Origin of the sequence: Rhizobium sp. Leaf306, from assembly GCF_001423425.1 — a bacterium.
GTDB lineage: Bacteria > Pseudomonadota > Alphaproteobacteria > Rhizobiales > Rhizobiaceae > Neorhizobium > Neorhizobium soli.
The window spans coordinates 843,872-864,972 of the sequence record NZ_LMNX01000002.1 but is presented as its reverse complement, the minus strand read 5'-3'; the positions used below and the strand labels follow the sequence as shown (position 1 = coordinate 864,972).

At 60.6% G+C, this 21,101-nt stretch carries 21 protein-coding genes and 1 tRNA gene; 12 read left to right on the top strand and 10 right to left on the bottom strand.

Features of this window, described 5'->3' with window-relative positions; translation table 11 throughout:
• Nucleotides 1–32: 32 nt before the first annotated feature.
• The 3 genes from ASG19_RS11870 to ASG19_RS11860 are packed head-to-tail and all read left to right on the top strand — an operon-like array spanning nucleotide 33 to nucleotide 3,691.
• Nucleotides 33–2,228 carry an ATP-binding protein gene (locus tag ASG19_RS11870; protein WP_062456908.1) on the top strand — a complete coding sequence of 732 codons (2,196 nt, stop codon included), beginning with the start codon at nucleotides 33–35 and terminating at the stop codon, nucleotides 2,226–2,228.
• Complete coding sequence (locus ASG19_RS11865; protein ID WP_062456905.1) at nucleotides 2,221–2,679, top strand: response regulator; 459 nt, start codon at nucleotides 2,221–2,223, stop codon at nucleotides 2,677–2,679. Before ASG19_RS11870 ends, ASG19_RS11865 begins: the two co-directional genes overlap by 8 nt.
• A gap of 4 nt (nucleotides 2,680–2,683) precedes the next feature.
• Nucleotides 2,684–3,691, top strand: coding sequence for an HWE histidine kinase domain-containing protein (locus ASG19_RS11860; protein ID WP_244476147.1), 1,008 nt, complete (start codon nucleotides 2,684–2,686; stop codon nucleotides 3,689–3,691).
• An 82-nt stretch (nucleotides 3,692–3,773) separates the two neighbouring features.
• On the opposite strand, the gene ASG19_RS11855 is transcribed toward ASG19_RS11860, so the two are convergent.
• On the bottom strand, nucleotides 3,774–4,193 hold the full coding sequence (locus tag ASG19_RS11855) for a response regulator (RefSeq protein ID WP_082476293.1): 420 nt from the start codon (nucleotides 4,191–4,193) through the stop codon (nucleotides 3,774–3,776).
• Nucleotides 4,194–4,326: 133 nt separating this feature from the next.
• Nucleotides 4,327–4,416: transfer RNA gene (locus ASG19_RS11850), tRNA-Ser, on the bottom strand.
• Nucleotides 4,417–4,788: 372 nt separating this feature from the next.
• On the opposite strand from ASG19_RS11850, the gene ASG19_RS11845 reads away from it, so the two are divergent.
• The 7 genes from ASG19_RS11845 to ASG19_RS11815 all read left to right on the top strand — a co-directional run bounded on the left by ASG19_RS11845 (nucleotide 4,789) and on the right by ASG19_RS11815 (nucleotide 12,278).
• A complete protein-coding gene (locus ASG19_RS11845) occupies nucleotides 4,789–5,877 on the top strand; it encodes a septal ring lytic transglycosylase RlpA family protein (protein ID WP_062456898.1) in 1,089 nt (362 codons plus the stop codon).
• A 158-nt stretch (nucleotides 5,878–6,035) separates the two neighbouring features.
• Nucleotides 6,036–7,202, top strand: coding sequence for a D-alanyl-D-alanine carboxypeptidase family protein (locus tag ASG19_RS11840; RefSeq protein ID WP_113165254.1), 1,167 nt, complete (start codon nucleotides 6,036–6,038; stop codon nucleotides 7,200–7,202).
• 63 nt (nucleotides 7,203–7,265) lie between these two features.
• Complete coding sequence (tmk, locus tag ASG19_RS11835) at nucleotides 7,266–7,946, top strand: dTMP kinase (protein ID WP_092662587.1); 681 nt, start codon at nucleotides 7,266–7,268, stop codon at nucleotides 7,944–7,946.
• Complete coding sequence (locus ASG19_RS11830) at nucleotides 7,943–8,974, top strand: DNA polymerase III subunit delta' (RefSeq protein ID WP_062456889.1); 1,032 nt, start codon at nucleotides 7,943–7,945, stop codon at nucleotides 8,972–8,974. The genes tmk and ASG19_RS11830 overlap by 4 nt, the downstream gene beginning before the upstream one ends.
• Before the next feature lie 94 nt (nucleotides 8,975–9,068).
• Nucleotides 9,069–10,625: a methionine--tRNA ligase gene (metG, locus tag ASG19_RS11825; RefSeq protein WP_062456886.1), complete on the top strand. Its 1,557-nt coding sequence runs from the start codon at nucleotides 9,069–9,071 to the stop codon at nucleotides 10,623–10,625.
• An 8-nt stretch (nucleotides 10,626–10,633) separates the two neighbouring features.
• Complete coding sequence (locus ASG19_RS11820) at nucleotides 10,634–11,416, top strand: TatD family hydrolase (RefSeq protein WP_062456884.1); 783 nt, start codon at nucleotides 10,634–10,636, stop codon at nucleotides 11,414–11,416.
• Between the two features lie 4 nt (nucleotides 11,417–11,420).
• Complete coding sequence (locus tag ASG19_RS11815) at nucleotides 11,421–12,278, top strand: MBL fold metallo-hydrolase (RefSeq protein WP_062456881.1); 858 nt, start codon at nucleotides 11,421–11,423, stop codon at nucleotides 12,276–12,278.
• A 301-nt stretch (nucleotides 12,279–12,579) separates the two neighbouring features.
• Here the strand turns inward: ASG19_RS11815 and ASG19_RS11810 are convergent, their stop codons facing one another.
• Complete coding sequence (locus ASG19_RS11810) at nucleotides 12,580–12,960, bottom strand: glyoxalase/bleomycin resistance/extradiol dioxygenase family protein (protein ID WP_062456878.1); 381 nt, start codon at nucleotides 12,958–12,960, stop codon at nucleotides 12,580–12,582.
• Between the two features lie 69 nt (nucleotides 12,961–13,029).
• A complete protein-coding gene (locus ASG19_RS11805) occupies nucleotides 13,030–13,803 on the bottom strand; it encodes a DeoR/GlpR family DNA-binding transcription regulator (RefSeq protein ID WP_062456875.1) in 774 nt (257 codons plus the stop codon).
• A 127-nt stretch (nucleotides 13,804–13,930) separates the two neighbouring features.
• On the opposite strand from ASG19_RS11805, the gene ASG19_RS11800 reads away from it, so the two are divergent.
• Nucleotides 13,931–15,094 carry an MFS transporter gene (locus ASG19_RS11800; protein ID WP_062456872.1) on the top strand — a complete coding sequence of 388 codons (1,164 nt, stop codon included), beginning with the start codon at nucleotides 13,931–13,933 and terminating at the stop codon, nucleotides 15,092–15,094.
• A 14-nt stretch (nucleotides 15,095–15,108) separates the two neighbouring features.
• Here ASG19_RS11800 and ASG19_RS11795 read toward each other — a convergent pair whose 3' ends face one another.
• The 3 genes from ASG19_RS11795 to ASG19_RS11785 all read right to left on the bottom strand — a co-directional run bounded on the left by ASG19_RS11795 (nucleotide 15,109) and on the right by ASG19_RS11785 (nucleotide 17,549).
• A complete protein-coding gene (locus ASG19_RS11795; RefSeq protein ID WP_062456869.1) occupies nucleotides 15,109–15,588 on the bottom strand; it encodes a GNAT family N-acetyltransferase in 480 nt (159 codons plus the stop codon).
• Between the two features lie 65 nt (nucleotides 15,589–15,653).
• Nucleotides 15,654–16,238: a DnaJ domain-containing protein gene (locus ASG19_RS11790; protein ID WP_062456866.1), complete on the bottom strand. Its 585-nt coding sequence runs from the start codon at nucleotides 16,236–16,238 to the stop codon at nucleotides 15,654–15,656.
• Nucleotides 16,239–16,403: 165 nt separating this feature from the next.
• Nucleotides 16,404–17,549: an MFS transporter gene (locus ASG19_RS11785; RefSeq protein ID WP_062456863.1), complete on the bottom strand. Its 1,146-nt coding sequence runs from the start codon at nucleotides 17,547–17,549 to the stop codon at nucleotides 16,404–16,406.
• A 206-nt stretch (nucleotides 17,550–17,755) separates the two neighbouring features.
• On the opposite strand from ASG19_RS11785, the gene ASG19_RS11780 reads away from it, so the two are divergent.
• Nucleotides 17,756–18,181: a DUF4864 domain-containing protein gene (locus ASG19_RS11780; protein ID WP_062456860.1), complete on the top strand. Its 426-nt coding sequence runs from the start codon at nucleotides 17,756–17,758 to the stop codon at nucleotides 18,179–18,181.
• A 48-nt stretch (nucleotides 18,182–18,229) separates the two neighbouring features.
• Here the strand turns inward: ASG19_RS11780 and tgt are convergent, their stop codons facing one another.
• From tgt to ASG19_RS11765, 3 genes are all read right to left on the bottom strand, one after another.
• Entirely contained in the window at nucleotides 18,230–19,363 is a 1,134-nt protein-coding gene (gene tgt / locus ASG19_RS11775; protein WP_062456857.1) for a tRNA guanosine(34) transglycosylase Tgt, read from the bottom strand.
• Nucleotides 19,360–20,448: a tRNA preQ1(34) S-adenosylmethionine ribosyltransferase-isomerase QueA gene (queA, locus tag ASG19_RS11770; RefSeq protein ID WP_062456854.1), complete on the bottom strand. Its 1,089-nt coding sequence runs from the start codon at nucleotides 20,446–20,448 to the stop codon at nucleotides 19,360–19,362. The genes tgt and queA overlap by 4 nt, the downstream gene beginning before the upstream one ends.
• 74 nt (nucleotides 20,449–20,522) lie before the next feature.
• Nucleotides 20,523–21,032, bottom strand: coding sequence for a peptidylprolyl isomerase (locus tag ASG19_RS11765; protein ID WP_062456851.1), 510 nt, complete (start codon nucleotides 21,030–21,032; stop codon nucleotides 20,523–20,525).
• Between the last annotated feature and the right edge of the window lie 69 nt (nucleotides 21,033–21,101).

Below are 21,101 nucleotides of genomic sequence, written 5' to 3'. Positions count from 1 at the left end.
AATGCGGGCGGAGATGAGGGAGAAAAAGCATTTTGGATCGATCGGAAATCAACCTGGAATCCTGCGCGCAGGAGCCGATCCATATACCGGGTGCGATCCAGCCGCATGGTGCGCTGATCGTTCTGCGGCCGGCTGATCTCACGGTCCTGCAGGCAAGCCGCAATGCCGGCGCGTTTTTTGGTGCCGATCTGCGCCTCGGCGGTCCGGCGCCGGCGATCCTTGATTCACTGAATGACGACATTAGAAATTGGCATGAGTCGAGCGAAGCCGTTTTCCAGAAAGATATCTCCGATGCAACACTGACGGCGCATCGATCTGGTGGACTTGTCATCCTGGAAGTCGAACGTTCGGGAACGCAGACACTCGGCAGCCTGTTTGCGCGCTTGCGCGGTTTTGCGCAGGTTCTGTCGACGCAGGCGGATGTGGCGGGTTCGCTTGCGGCGGCCGCTCGCTTTGTTCACGACCTGACAGGGTTCGATCGCGTCCTCGTCTACAAGTTCGACGACGACTGGAACGGACACGTTGTCGCGGAAGCAGGCAATGGCAGGTTGCCATCGTATCTCGACCTGCGTTTCCCGGCGGGCGACATACCGGCACAGGCACGTGCGCTCTACGCCGCCAATCGCTTGCGGGTCATTCCCGACGCATCCTATGAACCTGTGCCGATAGACGCTGGTCGCGAGATCGGGACCGCAGGCAGTCCGCTTGATCTGAGCTTCTCGCAGCTGCGCAGCGTTTCGCCGGTGCATCTCGAATACATGCACAACATGGGCACGGCCGCATCCATGTCCATGTCGATCATAATCGACGGACGCCTTTGGGGGCTTGTCGCTTGCCATAGCGCCGAGCCTCACATGGTTCCGGTCAGGGTGCGCGATGCCTGCGACTTTATCGTCCAGTCGCTCGCCATGCGGATCGCAGCGCAAGTTCACTCCCAGGACGCCACCCGCCGCGTCGAGCTGGCGCGCATCTCCGGTGATCTTCTGCGGGCAATGACATCTGCTTCGTCCTGGAGCGAGGGATTGGAGACCTTGCCGAAAGATCTGGTCGCGCAGGTTGGGGCCTCGGGAGCCGCCATTATTGCACAGGGAGAGTGCCACAAGGTGGGGATCACCCCGACGGACGACGAAGTTCGCTCCATCGTCGGCTGGCTTTCCGGCAGAGCGGACGACGACATCTTCGCCACCACATCGCTTGCTGCGGACTTTCCATCGGCTGAAGCGTTTGCCGGCGAGGCAAGCGGCATCATCGCCATTCGTTTGTCCGAGCTTTACGAAAACTGGCTGATCTGGTTCCGGCCCGAGGTGATCCGCACGGTCCAGTGGGCTGGAGACCCGCATAAGATTGTCCAGGAAAAAGGACGTATCCATCCGCGGAAATCCTTTCAGGCCTGGAGCGAAAATGTCCGGCTCCATTCTCAGGCCTGGAGCGAAGCAGAACTTTCTGCTGCACGCGACCTTCGCAACGCGATCGTCGGGATCGTCTTGCGAAAGGCTGAAGAGCTGGGTGAACTCACCAGCGAACTGCAGCGCTCCAACAAGGAGCTTGAAGCTTTCTCCTATTCGGTGTCGCACGATCTGAGGGCGCCGTTCCGGCACATCGTCGGCTTCGCTCAGTTGCTGACAGACAGGGAAAACAGTCTCGACGAAAAATCGCGCCACTACCTTCGGACCATCTCCGATTCGGCGCTGGCAGCGGGCAGGCTCGTGGATGGCCTGCTCAATTTTTCGCAGCTGGGGCGTGCCTCGATCACCCATAAGCATGTCGACATGAACAAGCTTGTCGCCGAGGTTGTGAAGAGCGTGATTCTGAACCAGGACGACCGAGCCATCTCGTGGTCGATCGAGCCGTTGCCGACCGCCTGGGGTGATGCCACGCTGTTGCGGCAGGTCTGGTTCAACATTATCGAAAACGCGGTAAAGTACAGCAGGCACCGCAACCCCTCAGAAATCCGCGTCCGGGGCTCCGTCAAAGGCGATGTGACCACCTACAGCGTCAGCGACAACGGCGTCGGGTTCGACATGGCTTATGTCGGCAAACTGTTCGGGGTCTTCCAGCGGCTCCAGCGCGCCGAAGACTTCGAGGGGACCGGTATCGGCCTTGCTCTTGTGCGCAGGATCGTCGAACGCCATAACGGAAGCATTACCGCCCATGGGGAAGTGGACAAGGGCGCAACCTTTGTCTTTGCCCTGCCAGGCCCTGAGAAGAAAGGCCGCGCCCATGCCTGAACTACGCCCGATACTGCTTGTCGAAGACAGCCCACGCGACCTGGAACTCACGCTCGCCGCGTTGGAAAAGTGCCAGCTTGCCAACGAGATTGTCGTTGCTCGCGATGGCGCCGAGGCGATCGATTATCTCTTCGGAACCGGGATTCATGAAGGTCGCCCGTCCGGCGATCCGACCGTCGTGCTGCTTGATCTGAAACTGCCCAAGATCGATGGTCTCGAAGTCCTCGAGCGTGTCAAGAAAGACGAGAGACTGCACCACATTCCGATCGTCATGCTGACGTCGTCGAGGGAAGAGCAGGATCTGGTGCGAAGCTACGAGCTCGGCGTCAACGCCTTCGTCGTGAAGCCTGTCGAGTTCAAGCAGTTCTTCAAGGCCATTCAGGATCTCGGGGTATTTTGGGCTCTCTTGAATGAACCACCTCCTGGATACCGCGCCAAAGACGGAGGCTAACAGAGTGCAGCACAATCCACGCCTACTCATGCTGGAGGACAGCCCGCTCGATGCCGAATTGATCCGCGAGCAGCTTGAACTGTTGACGAAAAAGCCGGAGATCCGTCTCGTCAGCAACCGCGGTGAATTTGTGAAAGCGCTGGAAGCGCGCGATTTCGACCTCATCCTTTCGGATTTTTCGCTGCCCGATTTCGACGGTATGGCGGCGCTGGACATGGCAAGCAGCGAGGTGCCGGAGATACCATTCATCTTTGTCTCCGGTATCCTCGGGGAGGAGGCCGCAATCGAATCGTTTCGGCGTGGCGCGACGGACTACGTTCTGAAGCAACGGTTGATACGCTTGCCCGCTGCCGTCGAGCGGGCACTGGCGGAGGCTCACGAGAAAGCCGAGCACCGGCGTGCGCAGAACCAGAAGGAACTGCTCGTCCGCGAACTGAGCCATCGGGTGAAAAATACCATGGCCATGGTCATGTCGCTCGTACGCCGGACTGCAAAGAGCAGTCACACGGTCGATGACTACGCGTCGAACCTGCTTGGCAGGCTTCGGGCGATGGCTGACGCACATGCGCTCCTGTTCGAAACGAACTGGAGCAAGGCGGAGCTTGCCGACGTCGTACGTCGAACCCTGGCACCGTATATGGAGGGCCGCGGCAACCGGTTCGTGATCGATCCCGGTCCGACCGTTCATCTCGACCCGAAGTCCGCGCTGGCGCTCAGCCTGGTCTTCAACGAACTGACGACCAATGCGGTGAAATACGGCGGACTGTCACAGGATGGCGGTCATATCGCGATCAGCTGGGTGCGCGACGCCGTGAAGGAGGGAAAGGCAACCATTACGCTCACCTGGCAGGAGATTGGCGGCCCGACCGTCACGCCACCCGAGCAACAGGGTTTTGGTACGACGCTCGTGGAGCGAAGCATCCAGTATGAACTCCGAGGGAACGTCGAAATAGACTATGCCGAGACAGGCCTCGTTTGCCGGATCACCTTCCCGATACCGTCATTCGACTGAAGTTCGGAACTCCGGCGCGGCTGCCCCTTTAGGCGCCGCTTCGAAACTGTGTCAGAACGAACTTTGATGAGCGCCCGAGCGCCTAGTTCCGGATCTTCGACGAAGGCGCGTCACGTGGTTCCTGAGTGGCCCCGAATGTCTCTTCCATCAGCGAGGAAAGCTTGTGGGCCGTCCAGGGCTTGGGAAGCAGCGGCAATCCCTTCAGCCTCGTCTTGACTTCCGGCAGCTCGGCGTAACCGGTGCAGACGATGATGGGGACAGAACGTGCCTGCAGTTCCTCGATCACCGGAAAGGACAACTCGCCGTGCAGGTTGAGATCGACCACCGCGCCGGCAAGCTCGTTGCGAGGGATGGCATCGAGCGCATCGACCAGACGTCCAAACGGTCCGACGACTTCGTGTCCACGGTCGAGGAGGTAATCCTCCATGTCCATGGCAAGAAGGAGGTCATCCTCCAACAGGAGAATTTTCGCGGATTCGGTATAGGCTGTGCTATCGGACATCATTTCACGCATGGTTAAAACAGGAAGTTGCGAAATGGCGAGCGGTACGCTTTTTTCAAGGGCAAAAAGCCCGCAGGCATTACAGACATGACGTGTATGGAACGCTGCCACTCTTTTCGATGCGATCGGCTGATGGCGGAAGAGGTGGGATTCGAACCCACGGTACGGTCTCCCGCACGCCGGTTTTCAAGACCGGTTCCTTAAACCACTCGGACACTCTTCCTCGCTGTCAGGCTTTATAATCGCAGAACTGCCGTCGTCAACTGGAGATGCGCTTCGATTGCTGCACTGGTACCCTAGTCTTTGCGGGGGAAGGCGGCAATCAAAGTATTAATAGAATATTACTTTAAGTATCCGTTAACCATACTGGATACAATTTTAATTACTCAACAGTTTTCGTTCGCATTTTAGCCACGAAAAAAGCAAATCTAGGCATCCATCAAAGACGGGGCCGAACGGGTCTCGCTTGGTTCATTGATCGGAACGACGAATCGATCTTCGAGGCTCAAGCGCTCGTTGTGGCAAGAAATTATGGGGCGGACAGGTTTTGCGTTTGAGTGGCGGTATTGTTTCGCTAAGTGCGAAGTGGCTTGGCATGACGGTGGTTTTCGCGGCGATGGCATCCTGTGCCACGACAAAGCCGACGCCTGAACCTGCGCAGAAGCAGGTGCGCAGCAAGGAATACTTCTCCGAGAAGGAGTATGGCGTCAAAGCCAGTCCTCGCGTCGTCAAGGACGGACAGCCGGTACCGAAAGGCGGCGGTCGCTTTATGGTCGGCCAGCCTTACCAGGTGAGGGGCAAGACCTACGTTCCCAAGGAAGATCCGCAGTATAACAAGAGTGGTCTCGCATCGTGGTATGGTTCGGCCTTCCATGGCCGTTATACCGCCAATGGCGAGGTCTATGATTCTGCCAGCCTCACGGCAGCCCATCCGACGTTTCCGCTGCCGAGCTATGCCCGCGTCACCAATGTCGAAAATGGCTCGTCGGTCATCGTGCGCGTCAACGACCGCGGCCCGTATCACGCCGGCCGCATCCTCGACGTGTCCAGCAAGACAGCCGAGCTCCTCGATATGAAGCGTTCGGGCACTGCCAAGGTCAATGTCCAGTATGTCGGCCGCGCTCGTATGGATGGTGAGGATACACCGTTCCTGATGGCGTCCTACATCCGCAAGGGCGATCGACTGCCGTCCTTCAATCCGGGTGGCGGTCAGAGTTCAAGCGGCGTGATGGTCGCGTCGAACCAACCATTGCGTGACCAGATGCAGAGCTTCGGTTCGTCCGTACCGACGCCTGCCGCCTATCCGAGCCGTGCGCAGAGCAACGCATCCTCGAAGAGGGGCTTCCAACAGGCCGAGCAGTATGCGGCGTCGCCGCGCCCGGTCGAGCGTTCGACGGCTGAGACTGTTCGTGCTCAAGCACCGCAGCGACAGGTCGCGGCAGTTGCGCCAAAGCCGGCACCAGTTCAGGCTCCGACCCAGAAGGCGATCGCAGCCCCGGCTCAGCAGCAGGTTGCAAGCCAGCAGCGTTACGTTCAGCCAGTCGCTCCGGCGCGGGCAGAACAGCAGATCCGCCCGGTCGCAAACCGGGCACAGCAGGCCTGGACCTCCGAAACTGCCTATGTCGAGCCGCCTAAGGGCCACAAGCAGCAGGTCATGTTCGGCAACGTCCTGCTGCAGGACTAAGCGGCCCGGCACGGCCCGACCCTGAGGCGACGCGTCTGACGTCCCGATCGGCAGCGCGTTGTTCGCGCTGTCTTCCACAAAACATCCTATCTCCGAAAATTGATTCCTGTTCGCGGATCGATGCTGTAGGCATAGGTCGAAACGTTTCTGGGGGCATGATGCGACGCTTTCTGTTTTCGGCCTGCCTGTGCGTCACGGCAGCCTTTTCCGCGACACAGACCGTGTCTGCGCAGGACGCCGCACCAGCCTTCGCGACCAAGGCCAGACAGGTCTATATGGTCGAGGAAAAGACCGGCACGGTGCTGCTTTCGGCAAACGAAAACCAGTCTCTTCCTGCTGCCTCGCTCGCCAAGCTCATGACCATGGAAGTGGTGTTCAGCGCGCTCCAGCGCGGCGAGATCACGCCCGAAACCAGCTATCCCGTAACCGAGTTCGCCTGGCGCACCGGTGGCGCGCCTTCCGGCACTACGACCATGTTTGCGGCTCTAAAATCGCAGATGAAGGTCGACGACCTGATCCGGGGCGTGATCATCCAGAATGCCAACGACGCCTGCATCATTCTGGCAGAAGGACTGTCCCGCTCCGAGGCCGAATTCGCGACGCGCATGAACGCGCGCGCCAAGGATCTGGGGCTTACGCGCTCTGCATTCGGCAATTCGACGGGCCTACCGTCTGCCGAAAGCCGGACCACCACCCGTGACATGGTGGAACTCGCGCGGCACCTTCAAAAGACATATCCGCAATACTACCCGCTCTATGCCCAGCCGGACTTCACCTGGAACAAGATCTTTCAGCGCAACAAAAACCCGCTGCTTGCTCTAAATCTCGGCATAGACGGGCTTGGAGCCGGCTATGCGGAAGGCGCAGGTTTCTCGTTCGTCGCTTCGGCACAGCGCGAAGGAACGCGGCTTTTCCTCGCCATGGGGGGGCTTGCCAGTGACAAGGAACGGGTGGAAGAGGCGCGCCGGGTGATGGAGTGGGGGCTCTCCTCGTTTCAGACCAAGGTGATCTTCGCGCAAGGCGAGGTGATCGGCCAGGCAAGCGTCTATGGCGGCACCAGCCGCCACGTCGATCTCGTCGCGCAGGAGCCGGTCGATCTCTACCTGCCGACCAATAGCCCCGATCGCCTTTCGGGCCAGATCGTCTACCGCTGGCCGCTCCGTGCACCTGTCACGAAAGGACAGGAAATCGGCGTTCTCAGGATCTCGTCCGGAGATCGGCTGGTCCGGGAAGTGCCGCTGATGACGGCGGATGCCATCGAAGACGGGACACTCTTCAACAAGGCGACGGACGCGGTTCTGGAACTGATGTTGTTCTGGCTTTGACATGTTCCGTGACGCGCCAATATGGGCTATGAACCGATCGACAGGCGCAATACGGGACTAGGTGTGACACAACAATCCGGGCTATTCGTGACATTCGAAGGCGGGGAAGGGGCGGGGAAATCCACCCAGATCCGCAGGCTTGCCGATCTTCTGCGCAGGCGTGGTTACGACGTTCTGATGACGCGCGAGCCTGGCGGTTCGCCGGGCGCCGAAGCGGTTCGCCACGTCCTGCTTTCGGGTGCAGCGCAGGAGTTCGGGACTAGGCTCGAAGCGATCCTGTTTGCGGCTGCCCGCAACGACCACGTCGAGGAGGTCATCCGGCCGGCGCTCGCAAGCGGCGCAATCGTTCTCTGCGACCGCTTCATCGATTCCTCCCGCGTCTACCAGGGCGCCACCGGCAATCTGGAGTCCGATCTTATCGAGGCCTTGCAGCGTGTCGCGATCGACGGCGTCAAACCGGATTGTACCGTGATCCTCGATCTGCCCGCAGAAATCGGCCTTGGCCGTGCCCGCAAACGTGCGCCGGACGAAGCCCCCGACCGTTTCGAGCGGGAAGAGATCGAGACCCACGAAACGCGCCGCCAAGCTTATCTAGCAATTGCTGCCGCCGATTCCGGCCGCTGTCACGTTATCGATGCCGACCGCGATGAGGAGATCATCGCCAAGGAGATCGCAGCGCTGATCGAGCCCATGGCTTTGAGCCTCGGCGCTGATCAGGCCGGCGTCACGGGTTCATCGGAATGAGCGACCAGGATCCGCATATTCTGGACGGCGCCATTTCGCCCGCCAGAAATCCGCACCTGTTCGGCCATCGTGCGGCGGAGGATTTTCTGAGTGCCAGCTACAAAACGGGCAAGGGCCATCACGCCATCCTGATCGAGGGGCCGGAAGGGATCGGCAAGGCGACGCTGGCCTTCCGTTTCGCCAATCATGTCCTCTCCCATCCGGAACCGGAAAGCGCGCCCGATCACATCGCCGATCCCGATCCAGACAGCGCCGTCAGCCGCCAGATCGCCTCAGGCGCCTCGCATAATCTCCTGCATCTGTCTCGACCGGTGGACGAGAAGACCGGAAAGATGAAGACGGCCATCACCGTCGACGAAGTGCGCAGGGCCGGGCACTTCTTTTCCCAGACATCCGGAACCGGAAACTGGCGCATCGTCATTATCGATGCGGCCGACGACCTCAACCGCAATGCAGCCAACGCGATCCTCAAGATCCTCGAAGAACCGCCGCGGCGTGCGCTTTTCCTGGTTCTCTCGCATGCCCCCGGACGGCTCTTGCCGACCATCCGGTCCAGATGCCAGCCTCTCAGGCTGTCACCGCTCAGTGATGCCGATCTTGCAAGCGCGCTCGCAGCCCTCGGCAGCCCACTCGATGGCGGCAAGACCGAGGAAATGGTGCTGTCGCAATCCAAGGGAAGCGTCGCTCAGGCCCTGAAACTTTTGAATTACGGCGGCGCCGATATCATCTTGGCATTCGACGATGCCGTCTCGGCGGATGGACCGGCCGCACGCAAAGCCATGCACCGGCTCGCCGACGTTCTCTCCGGCAAGGACAGCGACGTCATCTTCGGTTTCTTTCTCGAGCATCTGTCGGACCATCTCGTCAAGCGGGCGAGGGAGGCCGCATTGTCAGGCGATCTCGCCACCGCGGACCGCAGGGCGAAGCTTGTTTCCGACATGACCGAAAAGTTGAAGATCGCCCAGGCCTATAACCTCGATCGCAAACAGACGCTGATGTCCATTCTCGAGACCGCCAGGCTCGCCTGATCGTCGATCGGGAACATGGCAGGAAGTTTGGGTTTCGCTTGTCTGCAACATGCGCTAAGAGCGGCGTGACTTAACATCTGTCCGAGTACAGCCCATGCCGAACAAGACACCTTTCTACATCACCACAGCGATCTCCTATCCGAACGGCAAGCCGCATATCGGCCATGCCTACGAACTGATCGCGACGGATGCGATGGCGCGCTTCCAGCGCCTCGACGGCAAGGACGTCTTCTTCCTGACGGGCACCGACGAGCACGGCCAGAAGATGCAGCAGACGGCCCGCAACGAAGGCATTTCGCCGGGAGAGCTGGCCGAGCGCAATACCGAGCAGTTCCGGGAAATGGGCAAGCTGCTCAACGCCTCGAACGACGATTTCATCCGCACGACGGAACAGCGCCACCATCAGGCAAGCAAGGACATCTGGAACCGGATGTCGGCCGCCGGCGATATCTACAAGGATACCTATGCGGGCTGGTATTCGGTCCGCGACGAGGCCTACTACGCCGAGGACGAAACGCAGCTGCGTGACGGCACCCGTTATGGCCCGCAGGGCACGCCGGTCGAGTGGGTCGAAGAGTCCAGCTACTTCTTCAAGCTGTCCGAATACGGCGACAAGCTGCTGAAGCACTACGAGGATCATCCGGATTTCATCGGTCCGGCCGAGCGCCGCAACGAAGTGATCTCCTTCGTCAAATCCGGTCTGCGCGATCTCTCCGTATCCCGCACCACATTCGACTGGGGCATCAAGGTTCCCGACGATCCGGCGCACGTCATGTATGTCTGGGTCGACGCGCTCACGAACTACCTGACCGCAACCGGCTATCTCGACGACCCGAACGGTCCACGGGCGAAATACTGGCCGGCTGATGCGCATATCATCGGCAAGGACATCATCCGCTTCCACGCCGTCTATTGGCCAGCCTTCCTGATGTCGGCAGGTCTGCCGCTGCCCAAGCGCGTCTATGCCCACGGCTTCGTTCTGGCCAAGGGCGGCGAGAAAATGTCGAAGTCGCTCGGCAACGTGCTCGATCCGTTCGAACTGATCGGCCATTTCGGCCTTGATGCGATCCGCTATTACCTGCTGCGGGAGATCTCCTTCGGCCAGGACGGCACCTGCAGCGAAGACGCGATCGGCACGCGCATCAACGCCGATCTCGCAAACGGTATTGGCAATCTTGCCAGCCGCTCGCTGTCGATGATCGTCAAGAATTGCGACGCGAAGATCCCGGCACCCGGCGAATTGACCGACGCAGACCGGCAGATGCTGGCCTCCGTCGATGCGCTCCTGCCGATCTGCCGCGACGACATGGAAAAGCAACTCGTTCACCGCGCGCTGGCGGCAATCATAGCCGTCGTGTCCGAAACCGACCGCTATTTCGCAGCCCAGGCGCCGTGGGTTCTGAAGAAAACTGATCCCGCCCGGATGGAGACGGTCCTTTACGTGGCCGCCGAAGTGGTTCGCCAGATCGCCATCCTGCTGCAGCCGTTCATGCCGGACTCGTCGTCAAAGCTTCTCGATCTGGTGGCTGCACCTGCCGGATCGCGTGATTTCGCAGCACTCGGCGAAGTTGGCCGCCTGACACCCGGCACGGTGCTGGAAGCTCCAAGCCCGGTCTTCCCGCGCTACGTTGCGCCGCAGCCCGCGGCATAGGGCAAGTCATGCTGATCGATACCCATTGCCATCTGGATTTTGCGGATTTCGACTCCGAACGCGACGAACTGATCGAGCGCGCCCACGAAGCCGGTGTCCGGCAGATGGTGACGATCTCGACACGCGTCAGGAAGCTGGACAGCCTGCTGGCGATCACGGACAAATACCCATCGGTATTCTGCTCCGTCGGCACGCATCCCAACAATGCCAGCGAAGAGCTGGATATCCAGGCGGAAAACCTCATTCGTCTCGCCAATTCGCATGACAAGATCGTCGCGATCGGCGAAGCGGGTCTCGATTATTTCTACGACACGCAAACGCCGGCCGACCAGAAGACCGGTCTTGTCAGACATATCGAAGCTGCGCGCGAGACAGGCTTGCCGCTGGTGATCCACAGCCGCAGTGCCGACGAAGACATGATCGAGATCCTGACAGCTGAAAGCGGGAAGGGGGCTTTCCCCTTCATTCTGCATTGCTTTTCGGCCGGACCCGACCTCGCCCGTGCCGGTATCGAGCTTGGTGGCTACGTATCCTTCTCGGGCATCCTGACATTCCCGAAATCCGAGGAGATCCGGGCCATCGCCAAAACGCTGCCGACGGACCGGCTGCTGGTCGAGACCGATGCACCTTATCTGGCGCCAAAACGCTGGCGAGGAAAACGCAACGAACCATCCTACGTGGTCAACACCGCAGAGGTTCTGGCCGATGTTCACGGCCTGACCTACGCGGACATGGCTGCGATTACGACGGAAAACGCGTTCCGCTGCTTTTCCAAGATGCCGAGGCTTTGAGGTGATGGCGGCCCGGGTCGGAACGAGCACCGGATATCGGCGGCGCTTTACCGTTCTCGGCTGCGCGTCTTCGCCCGGCGTACCGCGGCTCAACGGCGACTGGGGCGATTGTGACCCGGAAAACCCCAAGAACCGGCGCACGCGCGCCTCGTTCATGGTGGAGCAGATCGCGCCGGATGGCGGCAAAACTGTTGTCGTGATCGATACCGGCCCGGACTTTCGCGAGCAGATGATCGCCGCAAGCGTCCAGCGCATCGATGCCGTCCTGTACACCCATCCACACGCCGATCATCTGCACGGCATCGACGATCTACGCGGCTATTTCATCCTCCAGAAGCACCGCATTCCGATCCATGCCGATCCGTCGACGATGGACCGCATCCGCCAGGGCTTCGGCTACTGCCTGGAAACGCCGGCCGGTGGCAACTATCCGCCGATCGTCAAGCCGGTGCTGATCGAGACGATGGACGCACCGATCGTCATAGACGGTCCGGGCGGCGCCATCCGGTTCCAGCCGCACAGGCAGATCCACGGTGATATCCATTCGCTGGGCTTCAGGATCGGCAAAGTTGCGTACTGCAGCGATGTCAGCGACTTTCCGCCGGAAACCGTGCCGAAGCTCACAGGACTGGATACGCTCATCGTCGACGCGCTCCAGTACCGTACGCATCCGAGCCATCTGTCACTTGAGCAGGCACTCGACTGGATCAGCCATCTGGCGCCAAAGCGTGCGCTGCTGACCCACATGCATATCCCACTGGACTACGATCGCGTCATGGCTGAAACGCCGGACAACGTCGAACCGGCCTATGACGGCTTGACGTTCGAAGTCGATGTGACGGCGGATGATCTGCAGCTCTAAGGGAGAAGGCCAAGGTATTGCGCTTCCAGCCACATCCTCTAGTTCCATAATCTATCTTATCTGATCTTTGGATGTTGCTGCAAAGCTGGACTGTCACACTCCCCGCATGTGAATGGCGTGCGCGATCTGCGGCGGATCGAAGTTTCGTCCAAGGCCGTATCGTGCGTGATGACAGTAGTGTCACTGGCGCATGGTCTTGACCTGAGCGAGCGCCGGATCCGCCGGATCACATCCCATACGCTTCAGTACCCAGAACATTGATCACCGAACGCAACAACTTTGCGCGCCGTCGGCATCGCGTTCAAACGGTGATCTCGACGGCGCTACCATCCGGCATCACGATGACGGCCTCGTAGAACCCGTCACCGGTCCATCTGGGTCCTGATCGCAGGCAGCCGGCAAGCCGGCAGCGTTCCGCCAAAGCATCGACTGCACTCTCGCTCCCCAGGGCAATGGCGATATGGTCCCAGCCAACGCTTTCTTCTGTGGCGTCCGTCACCCATGGCCCGGACATGAGCTCGATCTGGTCCTCTGCACCGGGCAGGTTGGCGAACCTCGATGTGAACCCTACCCTGTTCTTGCTGTGGTAAGGTTCTCCCACCGTTGCGCCGAAATAGGTCTCGAAAAACCCGGCAGCGGCGTCGAGGTCGCGGGTCCAAAGTGCTGTGTGGGCGATGCGCATGGGTCGTTGAATTCCTCGTTTGACGAACGTGCGAAGCTACGAAAGATGCGGACGTTGCCGCCACATGCTTCACGTCGACGGAGAACCGCCATCTAGTGCGACATGCACCTGGACATCGCACCGCGCGAAGTCTCCGCGGTCGAATTCGCCATCCTCCACGATGAGATGATCGATCATCGACGTGTCCGCGACCTTGAACGGCGCGACTGTGCCGAGCTTCTCGGCCGTCGCGGCGACGACGAGAATGCTGCTCTGGTTCACCATGGTCCGCTTGAGTTCGGCCTCGCCCGGATCGAGCGCAGTGACGCCGGCGATGCTGTCCACGCCGCATACGCCGATGATGAACATGTCCGCATAGACCTGCATGGCTTCACGTATCGCCTGCGGCCCGAGGCACGCGCCCTTCGCCTGATCGTACAGACCGCCGAGTACAATGACCGTAAAGTTCGGTCGGTCTGACAGCGCCGTCGCAATCACCGGCGCGTTCGTGATGATCGTCAGCGTCTGGCTCGGATCGAGCGCGTTCGCGACCGCAAGATTGGTGGATCCGGCGTCGATGAACACGGTCTGGCCGTCCTCGACAAGCCTCGCAGCCGCCCGTGCAAGGCTCGACTTTCTATCCTTGTCCAATGCCGTTCTGGCGGCCAGCGTGCCGAAATCCGGCGTCGGCAGCAGCGCGCCACCATAGACACGACGGCAGAAACCTAGCTTGGCGAGTTCGCGCAGGTCTCTGCGAACCGTGTCTTCGGAAACGTCGAACTGCGTCGCCAGTTCGCTCGCCACGACCTTGCCGCGGATCGTCAACTGCTCGCGGATGCGGTCGAGCCTCTCTTCTGTCAGCACGTGCCGGGTCCCTCATGAAAGTTTCTGCACGATCTTGCACATTCTTACGCATTCTGTAAACAGGGCACCATCAAGGACGGCGACGATCTCTTCCGAGGTCCAACGCTGTAATCCAGGAGCTACCGAGATGCCGAACGCCCAGATCCTCAAAGGACGCCCCCGCACCGGAGGCCGACACCAATGGGCCACGCGCTCCAGCTTTCTCATTGCCGGCTCGGCCATGGCGGCCTGGGCGCCGCTGGTTCCTGTCGCCAAGGCTCGAATCGGCGTGGATGACGGCACGCTTGGCCTGCTGCTCCTGTGCCTTGGCCTGGGCTCCATCATTGCCATGCCGATGGTCGGCATTCTCGCGAGCCGATTCGGATGCCGGGCCGTCATCGTGGCAAGCACCCTGGCGCTGGCCCTCGTACTCCCGATGTTGGCGGTCGCCGATACGCTTCCCGGCATGGCGATTTCGCTGGCGCTGTTCGGGGCAAGCGTTGGCTCGGTGGACGTCGCGATCAATATTCAGGCGGTCATGGTCGAGAAGGACAGCGACCGCAACATGATGTCCGGCTTCCATGGGCTGTTCAGCGTTGGCGGCATTGTCGGCGCGGGCGGTATGAGCCTTCTGCTCGGTGCCGGCGTTTCACCCCTGACCGCGACCTTGATGTTCAGTGCGCTTCTGCTTGGCCTGCTGGCGCAATCCTTTCGGGGCCTCCTGCCCTACGGAAACCAGGAGACCGGAGATGCGCCGTTGTTCACCATCCCGCGCGGCATCGTGGCCTTCATCGGACTGCTGTGCTTTCTGGTTTTCCTTGGCGAGGGCGCGGTGCTCGACTGGAGCGCTCTGTTCCTCATCGGCGCACACCTTGTCGATCCGGCTCAGGCAGGCTTTGGCTACACGATGTTCGCCATCGCGATGACTGTGGGTCGGCTGACAGGCGACTGGATCGTCAAGACGCTTGGCGGCATGAAAGTCGTGGTCGGTGGCGGCACGCTCGCAGCACTGGGTTTCCTGCTGACAGTCCTGGCTCCCAACCAGCTCCTGGCGTTTGCGGGCTTCCTTCTGGTAGGGCTCGGGGCTTCCAATATCGTGCCGGTGCTGTTCACAGCCGCAGGCAAGCAAACCCAAATGCCGCCCAGCCATGCGATCGCTGCAATCACGACGATCGGCTACGCCGGAATTCTCATGGGTCCGGCCGCCATCGGTTTCGTCGCCCATCACTATAGTCTGGGTGTGGCCTTCGTTCTGGTTGCTGGCGGCATGGCGTTCGTCGCGCTCACCTGGCCTTTGACCGCGCGACGGTAACGGGCTGACCCGGCCTAGCCGTCAGCAAAGTCCCTGAGCTTGCCACCCGCCATCCGGTAGCGGATCCACTCCTTCTGCGGTTCGGCACCGATCGCATCGTAGACACCGATCGCCGGTTCGTTCCAGTCGAGCACGCTCCACTCGAACCGTCCGCAACCGTTCTCGACAGCGATCTTCGCGAGATGCCGCAACAGCGCCTTCCCGGCCCCGAGCCCGCGAGCGTTCGGCGTCACGTAGAGATCTTCGAGGTAGAGCCCGTTCTGTGCCTGCCATGTCGAATAATTGAAGAACCAGATGGCCATGCCGACCGGTTTGCCATCGCGTTCGCAGATCAGACCACGCGTGACTGAGGCCGGGCCGAACATCGATGTCTCGATCGTCTCGACGGTCGCCGCAACCTCATGCTCGGCCTTTTCGAAGATCGCGAGTTCGCGGATGAAAGACAGGAGCGTTCCGGCATCGGCACGGGTGGCGTCTCGGATGGCAAGTGTCATGAAATGGTCCGTGTAGTTTGGTCTTGGCGAAACGATCGTCCGATGGCCGCGTGCGGGTCCGCGGCCTATTCGGCTGCGTCCTTCACCTCGACGATTTCGATCTCGTAACTGTATCCGTCCAGCATGCCATAGGCCTGCTCGATGGTCTGGATCTCGGAATCCGCTTTGCTGATCGCATCGGCAATCGTCTCGCAGCGTGATTTCAGCATGCGACCGAGAACATCGGTTTCGGGCTTGCGGCCGATCCGGTTGATGTGATTGCGGATGCGGGCGCGGTGGCGCTCCATCTCGAGAATGTGGAAGCGCGCATTGACGATCCGGTCGGTGAGCTTGCGCCGCATCGAGGAAACCGGATCAAAACTGCCAGGCTCACGCTCGTCGAGGATCATCTCGTTGACGAGCATTTCCAGGATGACCAGACCCTGCAGATCCTTCTTGTCGGCAAGCTCGGGATCGTAGCCGGTGTCGTCATAGACTTTTCTGCGGATCGGGTCGTTCAGGAGCTCGAAGGATGCCTTCAGCTGCCCGAACGTTTCCGCATCGCCGCCGGTATCGGGATGAGCGGATTTCACCCGTTTGCGGTAGGCAAGCTTGATCGCTGTCACATCCGCCTCGCGCGAAACACCAAGAATTTCATAGGGATCGATCACAGTGCCACCTGTTTTCGGAAAGTCATATCAGAAAATGCCAATCCAGTCGTAGCGACGAAGTCCAGTCGGCTCAAGCCATTATCCATTCATGTGGCCAATTAGGGGCCAACGCCCGGCAAGTCTTGCCCCTGCCCCAAAACCGACCGGTTTTCCACATGCAAGCAGTCAACGCCTGAGACGAAACGGCCGGCGTCCGTCAGCCACCGGCGCCATCAGGAAGCTGATGAGAACGGTCGGCAGAAGAACGACGAACGTGGCAACCAGGCTCACATGCTCTGCAATGAATCCCAGAAGCGGCGGCACGCCGATGGTCGAGAGCATCAACGTCAGAGCGAGGGCGGCGAGATTGTCGGAGGGCTGTCCCTTGCCGCGGGCGATCGTGGTCGAGACCGCCAGGGGAAAAGCCAGCGCTATCCCGCAGCCGACTAGAAACAGCGCCACGCCGGCAACGACGAGGTTTGCGGCTGTGACCAGCAGCACGATACCGAACGCGACGGCGATAGCGGAGGCCCGGATCAACGAGATCGGCCCTGCGACTTCCCGCAGCTTGTCGCCCGACAGCCGCGTCAGTCCCATGCCAACGGTGAAGACGGCATAGAGGACGCCAGCCATCGCGGGATCGGCCCCCATTTCCTCGCGCAGAAAGAAGATCGCCCAGTCGTAGACCGCGCCTTCCACGATGCAGAGCCCGAACACCATGATGCAGATGAGAATAATGGTCTTGTCTGGCATGACGTATGCGGATTTTCTTTTCGTTGTCCGTGCCGCCGGCGCCGGGTCGGCGGCCGTCACCCGGAAGACGGCAAAGCAGGCTACGAGGACAAGGAGAGACGCCACGCTCTGCTGCACAAAGGGCGATACGCCCTGCGCTGCGAGGAACCCGGACGCAAGCGACCCGAACAACAGCCCGACCGACCAGAAACCGTGGCTTCTCGCCAGAACCTTCGTGCCGGTCCGCTGCTCGATACCGGCGGAGATCATGTTGGCGGACACGTCGAAGATCGTGCGAAAGAAGCCGAACAGGAAAAAACCGAAGACGAAGAGAGGCAACGGCGCGGCCGCCACGATCGGGCTCAGAAGTGCTACAATCGGCAAGGTGATGACTGCGGTCATCCGAGGTGTGAGCCTGTCGGTGATCCTCCCCGCCAGAGGCAGCGCAAGAAACGTGCCGACCGGTGCGCTGAGCAGCGCCATCCCGAGCACTGACTTGTCGATTCCCATTGATTCCTGAATGGCTGGAAGCCGCGTGAACAGGGAAACGAACAGAAGAGCATTGCTGAAATAGAGCAGAGCCGGCGCTAGTAGGGTCATTACGGAATTCCGAAGCAATCACATCAGACACACTGGTGCACCGCGACTTTGACGACGACAAGACATGAACGTGGGACCCTGCCCTGCGTTATGGTTTGCCGTCCGACTGGGCAGATCGCGGTGATGCTGAAAATATCCGCAACGCCACCTTTCCCTTTGGAGAGTATGCGCTAAACTTTATGGAAGCCGATGCTGGAGAATGTCAGATGCGCTTTCGAATAGCCTCTCTTGCCGCATTCCTCTTCCTGTCACCTGCAGGCCTCGTCCACGCAGAAGATCCCGTGGCGGATGCCCGCGCTGTCATCTCCGCTCAGATCTCCGCCCTGATCAACGACGACGCGGACAAGGCCTACTCTCTGGCCTCTCCGGGGATCCGCAGCCTCTATCCCGACAAGACAGTCTTCTTCGCCATGGTCCGCGACAACTATGAGGCTGTCTATCAGGCCGGAACCTATGCCTTCGGTCGCTCGAAACTGGTGGGCGGCGGTGAAGTCGTGCTGCAGGAAGTGATGATCACTGCGAAGGAAGGCAAGGATTGGACCGCAATCTACGACATGCGGCTGATGGACGACGGATCCTACAAGGTCAACGGCGTCCGCATGATCCGCAACACGGCCAGCCAGGGCATCTAGCCAAAATATGGTCGGGAGGGGCACCCACCCCTGCCCGCCGGAACATCCTTAGACCGGGTCGATATCGCCCTTGGCCCATTCCGCCTGGGTTTCTGCACAGAAATCCTCGAAACGACCGTTGGCGATCGCCTCGCGAATGCCCTTCATCAGATCCTGATAGTAATTGAGGTTGTTCCACGACAGCAGCATCCCGCCCAGCGATTCGTCTGCGCGGATCAGATGGTGCAGATAGGCGCGGGAATAGTCGCGCGTGGCCGGGCAGCCGGACTCCTCGTCGAGCGGTCGCATATCCTCGGCATGGCGTGCGTTGCGAAGGTTCACCTTGCCACGACGGGTGAAGGCGAGACCGTGACGGCCGGCCCGCGTCGGCATCACGCAGTCGAACATGTCGATACCGCGCGCCACAGATTTCAGGATATCGTCAGGCGTGCCGACGCCCATCAGATAGCGCGGCTTTTCCGATGGCAGAACCGGAAGCGTCTCCTCCAGCATGCGCAGCATCACGTCCTGCGGCTCGCCGACAGCAAGCCCGCCCACCGCATAACCCTTGAGGTCGAGCTGTTTCAGCCCTTCGGCAGACCGCACGCGGAGCACCGGAATGTCACCACCCTGGACGATGCCGAACATGGCCTTGCCCGGCTGCTCCCCGAAGGCCACCCGGCAGCGCTCTGCCCAGCGAAGCGACAATTCCATCGCGCGCTCGATTTCCTTGGCCTTGGCCGGAAGCGCCACGCATTCGTCGAGCTGCATCTGGATATCCGAGCCAAGCAGGCCCTGGATTTCGATCGAACGCTCCGGCGACATATGGTGCTTGGATCCGTCGATATGGCTCTTGAAGGTCACGCCCTTCTCGTCGAGCTTTCGGAGCGCCGAAAGCGACATGACCTGAAAGCCACCCGAATCGGTGAGGATCGGATGATCCCAGCGGATCAGCTTGTGCAGCCCGCCGAGCCGCGCGACCCGCTCAGCGCCCGGCCGCAGCATCAGGTGATAGGTATTGCCAAGAATGATATCGGCGCCCGTTTCGCGCACCTGATCGAGATACATCGCCTTGACGGTCCCGACGGTGCCGACCGGCATGAAGGCCGGCGTGCGGATCGTTCCGCGCGGCATGGAGACTTCGCCGAGACGGGCGCCGCCGTCCGTAGCCTTCAGGGTAAACTGGAAATTTTCGGTGGTCATCGGTCGTTCCTGAAAAGCAGGCTTGAGTCGCCGTAGGAGTAAAAGCGGTAGCCGGAAGAGATCGCATGGTCGTAGGCTGCGCGCATGGTCTCCAGGCCGCAAAAAGCCGAGACCAGCATGAACAGCGTCGATTTCGGCAGGTGGAAATTGGTCATCAGCATGTCGACTGCCTTGAACCGATAGCCGGGCGTGATGAAGATGCCGGTCGCACCGCTCCATGGCAGTATCGTGCCGTCGTCGGCCGCCGCACTTTCGATCAGTCGCAGCGAGGTCGTACCGACGCAGACGATGCGCCCGCCCCTCGCCCTGACGGCGTTGAGATGCTGTGCGGTCTCGGCACTCACGTAACCGATTTCCTGATGCATCTTGTGGTCTTCGGTATCGTCCACCTTCATCGGCAGAAACGTTCCGGCCCCCACATGCAGCGTCACGAAATGCCGCTCGACGCCCGCCGCGTCCAGCCTGGCAAACAGGTCGGGCGTGAAATGCAGCCCTGCAGTTGGCGCTGCGACCGCTCCCTGCTCGCGGGCGTAGATCGTCTGGTAATCCTTGGCGTCCTGCGCATCCTCAGGCCGCTTGGCGGCGATATAGGGCGGCAGCGGAATATGGCCGACCGACAGGATCGCTTCGTCGAGTGCCGGACCGGAAAGATCAAAGCGCAGCGTCACCTCGCCGCCCTCACCCTTCTCCTCGACCGTCGCGACAAGCGACCCGGACAGGCAGGTATTGTCACCGGAATGCCCAAACTCGATCCGATCGCCGATCTTGATCCGCTTGCCGGGCCTGGCAAAGGCCTTCCAGACATCCGGCTCGGTGCGCATGTGCAGCGTCGCGGAAACCTGCTGACCGCCGGCGCCCTCACGATGGCGGACGCCTTCGAGCTGCGCGGGAATGACTTTCGTGTCGTTGAAGACCAGCGCGTCGCCCGGTTTCAGGAATTCCACCAGATCGCTGACCCGCTGGTCGGAAAGGACAGGATCGGCGCTTGCGTCGACGACAAGCAGCCGGGCGCTGTCGCGCGGGTTTGCCGGCCGCAGCGCAATGTTTTCCTCGGGCAGATCGAAATCGAAAAGATCGACACGCATGATGTTAGAGCTTCCAGAATAGGCAAGGCCCGCCCCGTCGAGAAGACGGAGCGGGCCAGAGATTGCGGTTTAGATCAGACGTCTGCGGCGACGCGGACGGAAACGATCGAGTCCGGATCCTTGACCGGCTCGCCCTTCTTGATCAGGTCGATGATGTCCATGCCTTCGATGACCTGGCCCCAGACCGTGTACTGCTTGTTCAGCCAAGGAGCGTCGGTAAAGCAGATGAAGAACTGCGAGTTGGCGGAGTTCGGGCTCTGCGAACGGGCCATCGAGCATGTGCCGCGGATATGCGATACGGCCGAGAATTCAGCCTTCAGGTCCGGCTTATCGGAGCCGCCCATGCCGGCGCGCGAAGGGTTGAAGTCCGCTCCGCCCTGCTTGCCGAACTTGACGTCGCCGGTCTGCGCCATGAAATCGGGAATGACGCGGTGGAAAACAACGCCGTCATAGGCCGTCTCGCGGGCAAGTTCCTTGATGCGCGCAACATGCTCAGGTGCCAGATCCGGCAGGAGCGAGATGACGACCTTGCCCTTGGTGGTTTCCATGATGAGGGTGTTTTCGGGATCCTTGATCTCGGCCATGGTATTTCTCCTTGATTATCTCTGTCTCAGGACATCAGCCCGATGGGCCGTTGCCGTTTCAATCGACTG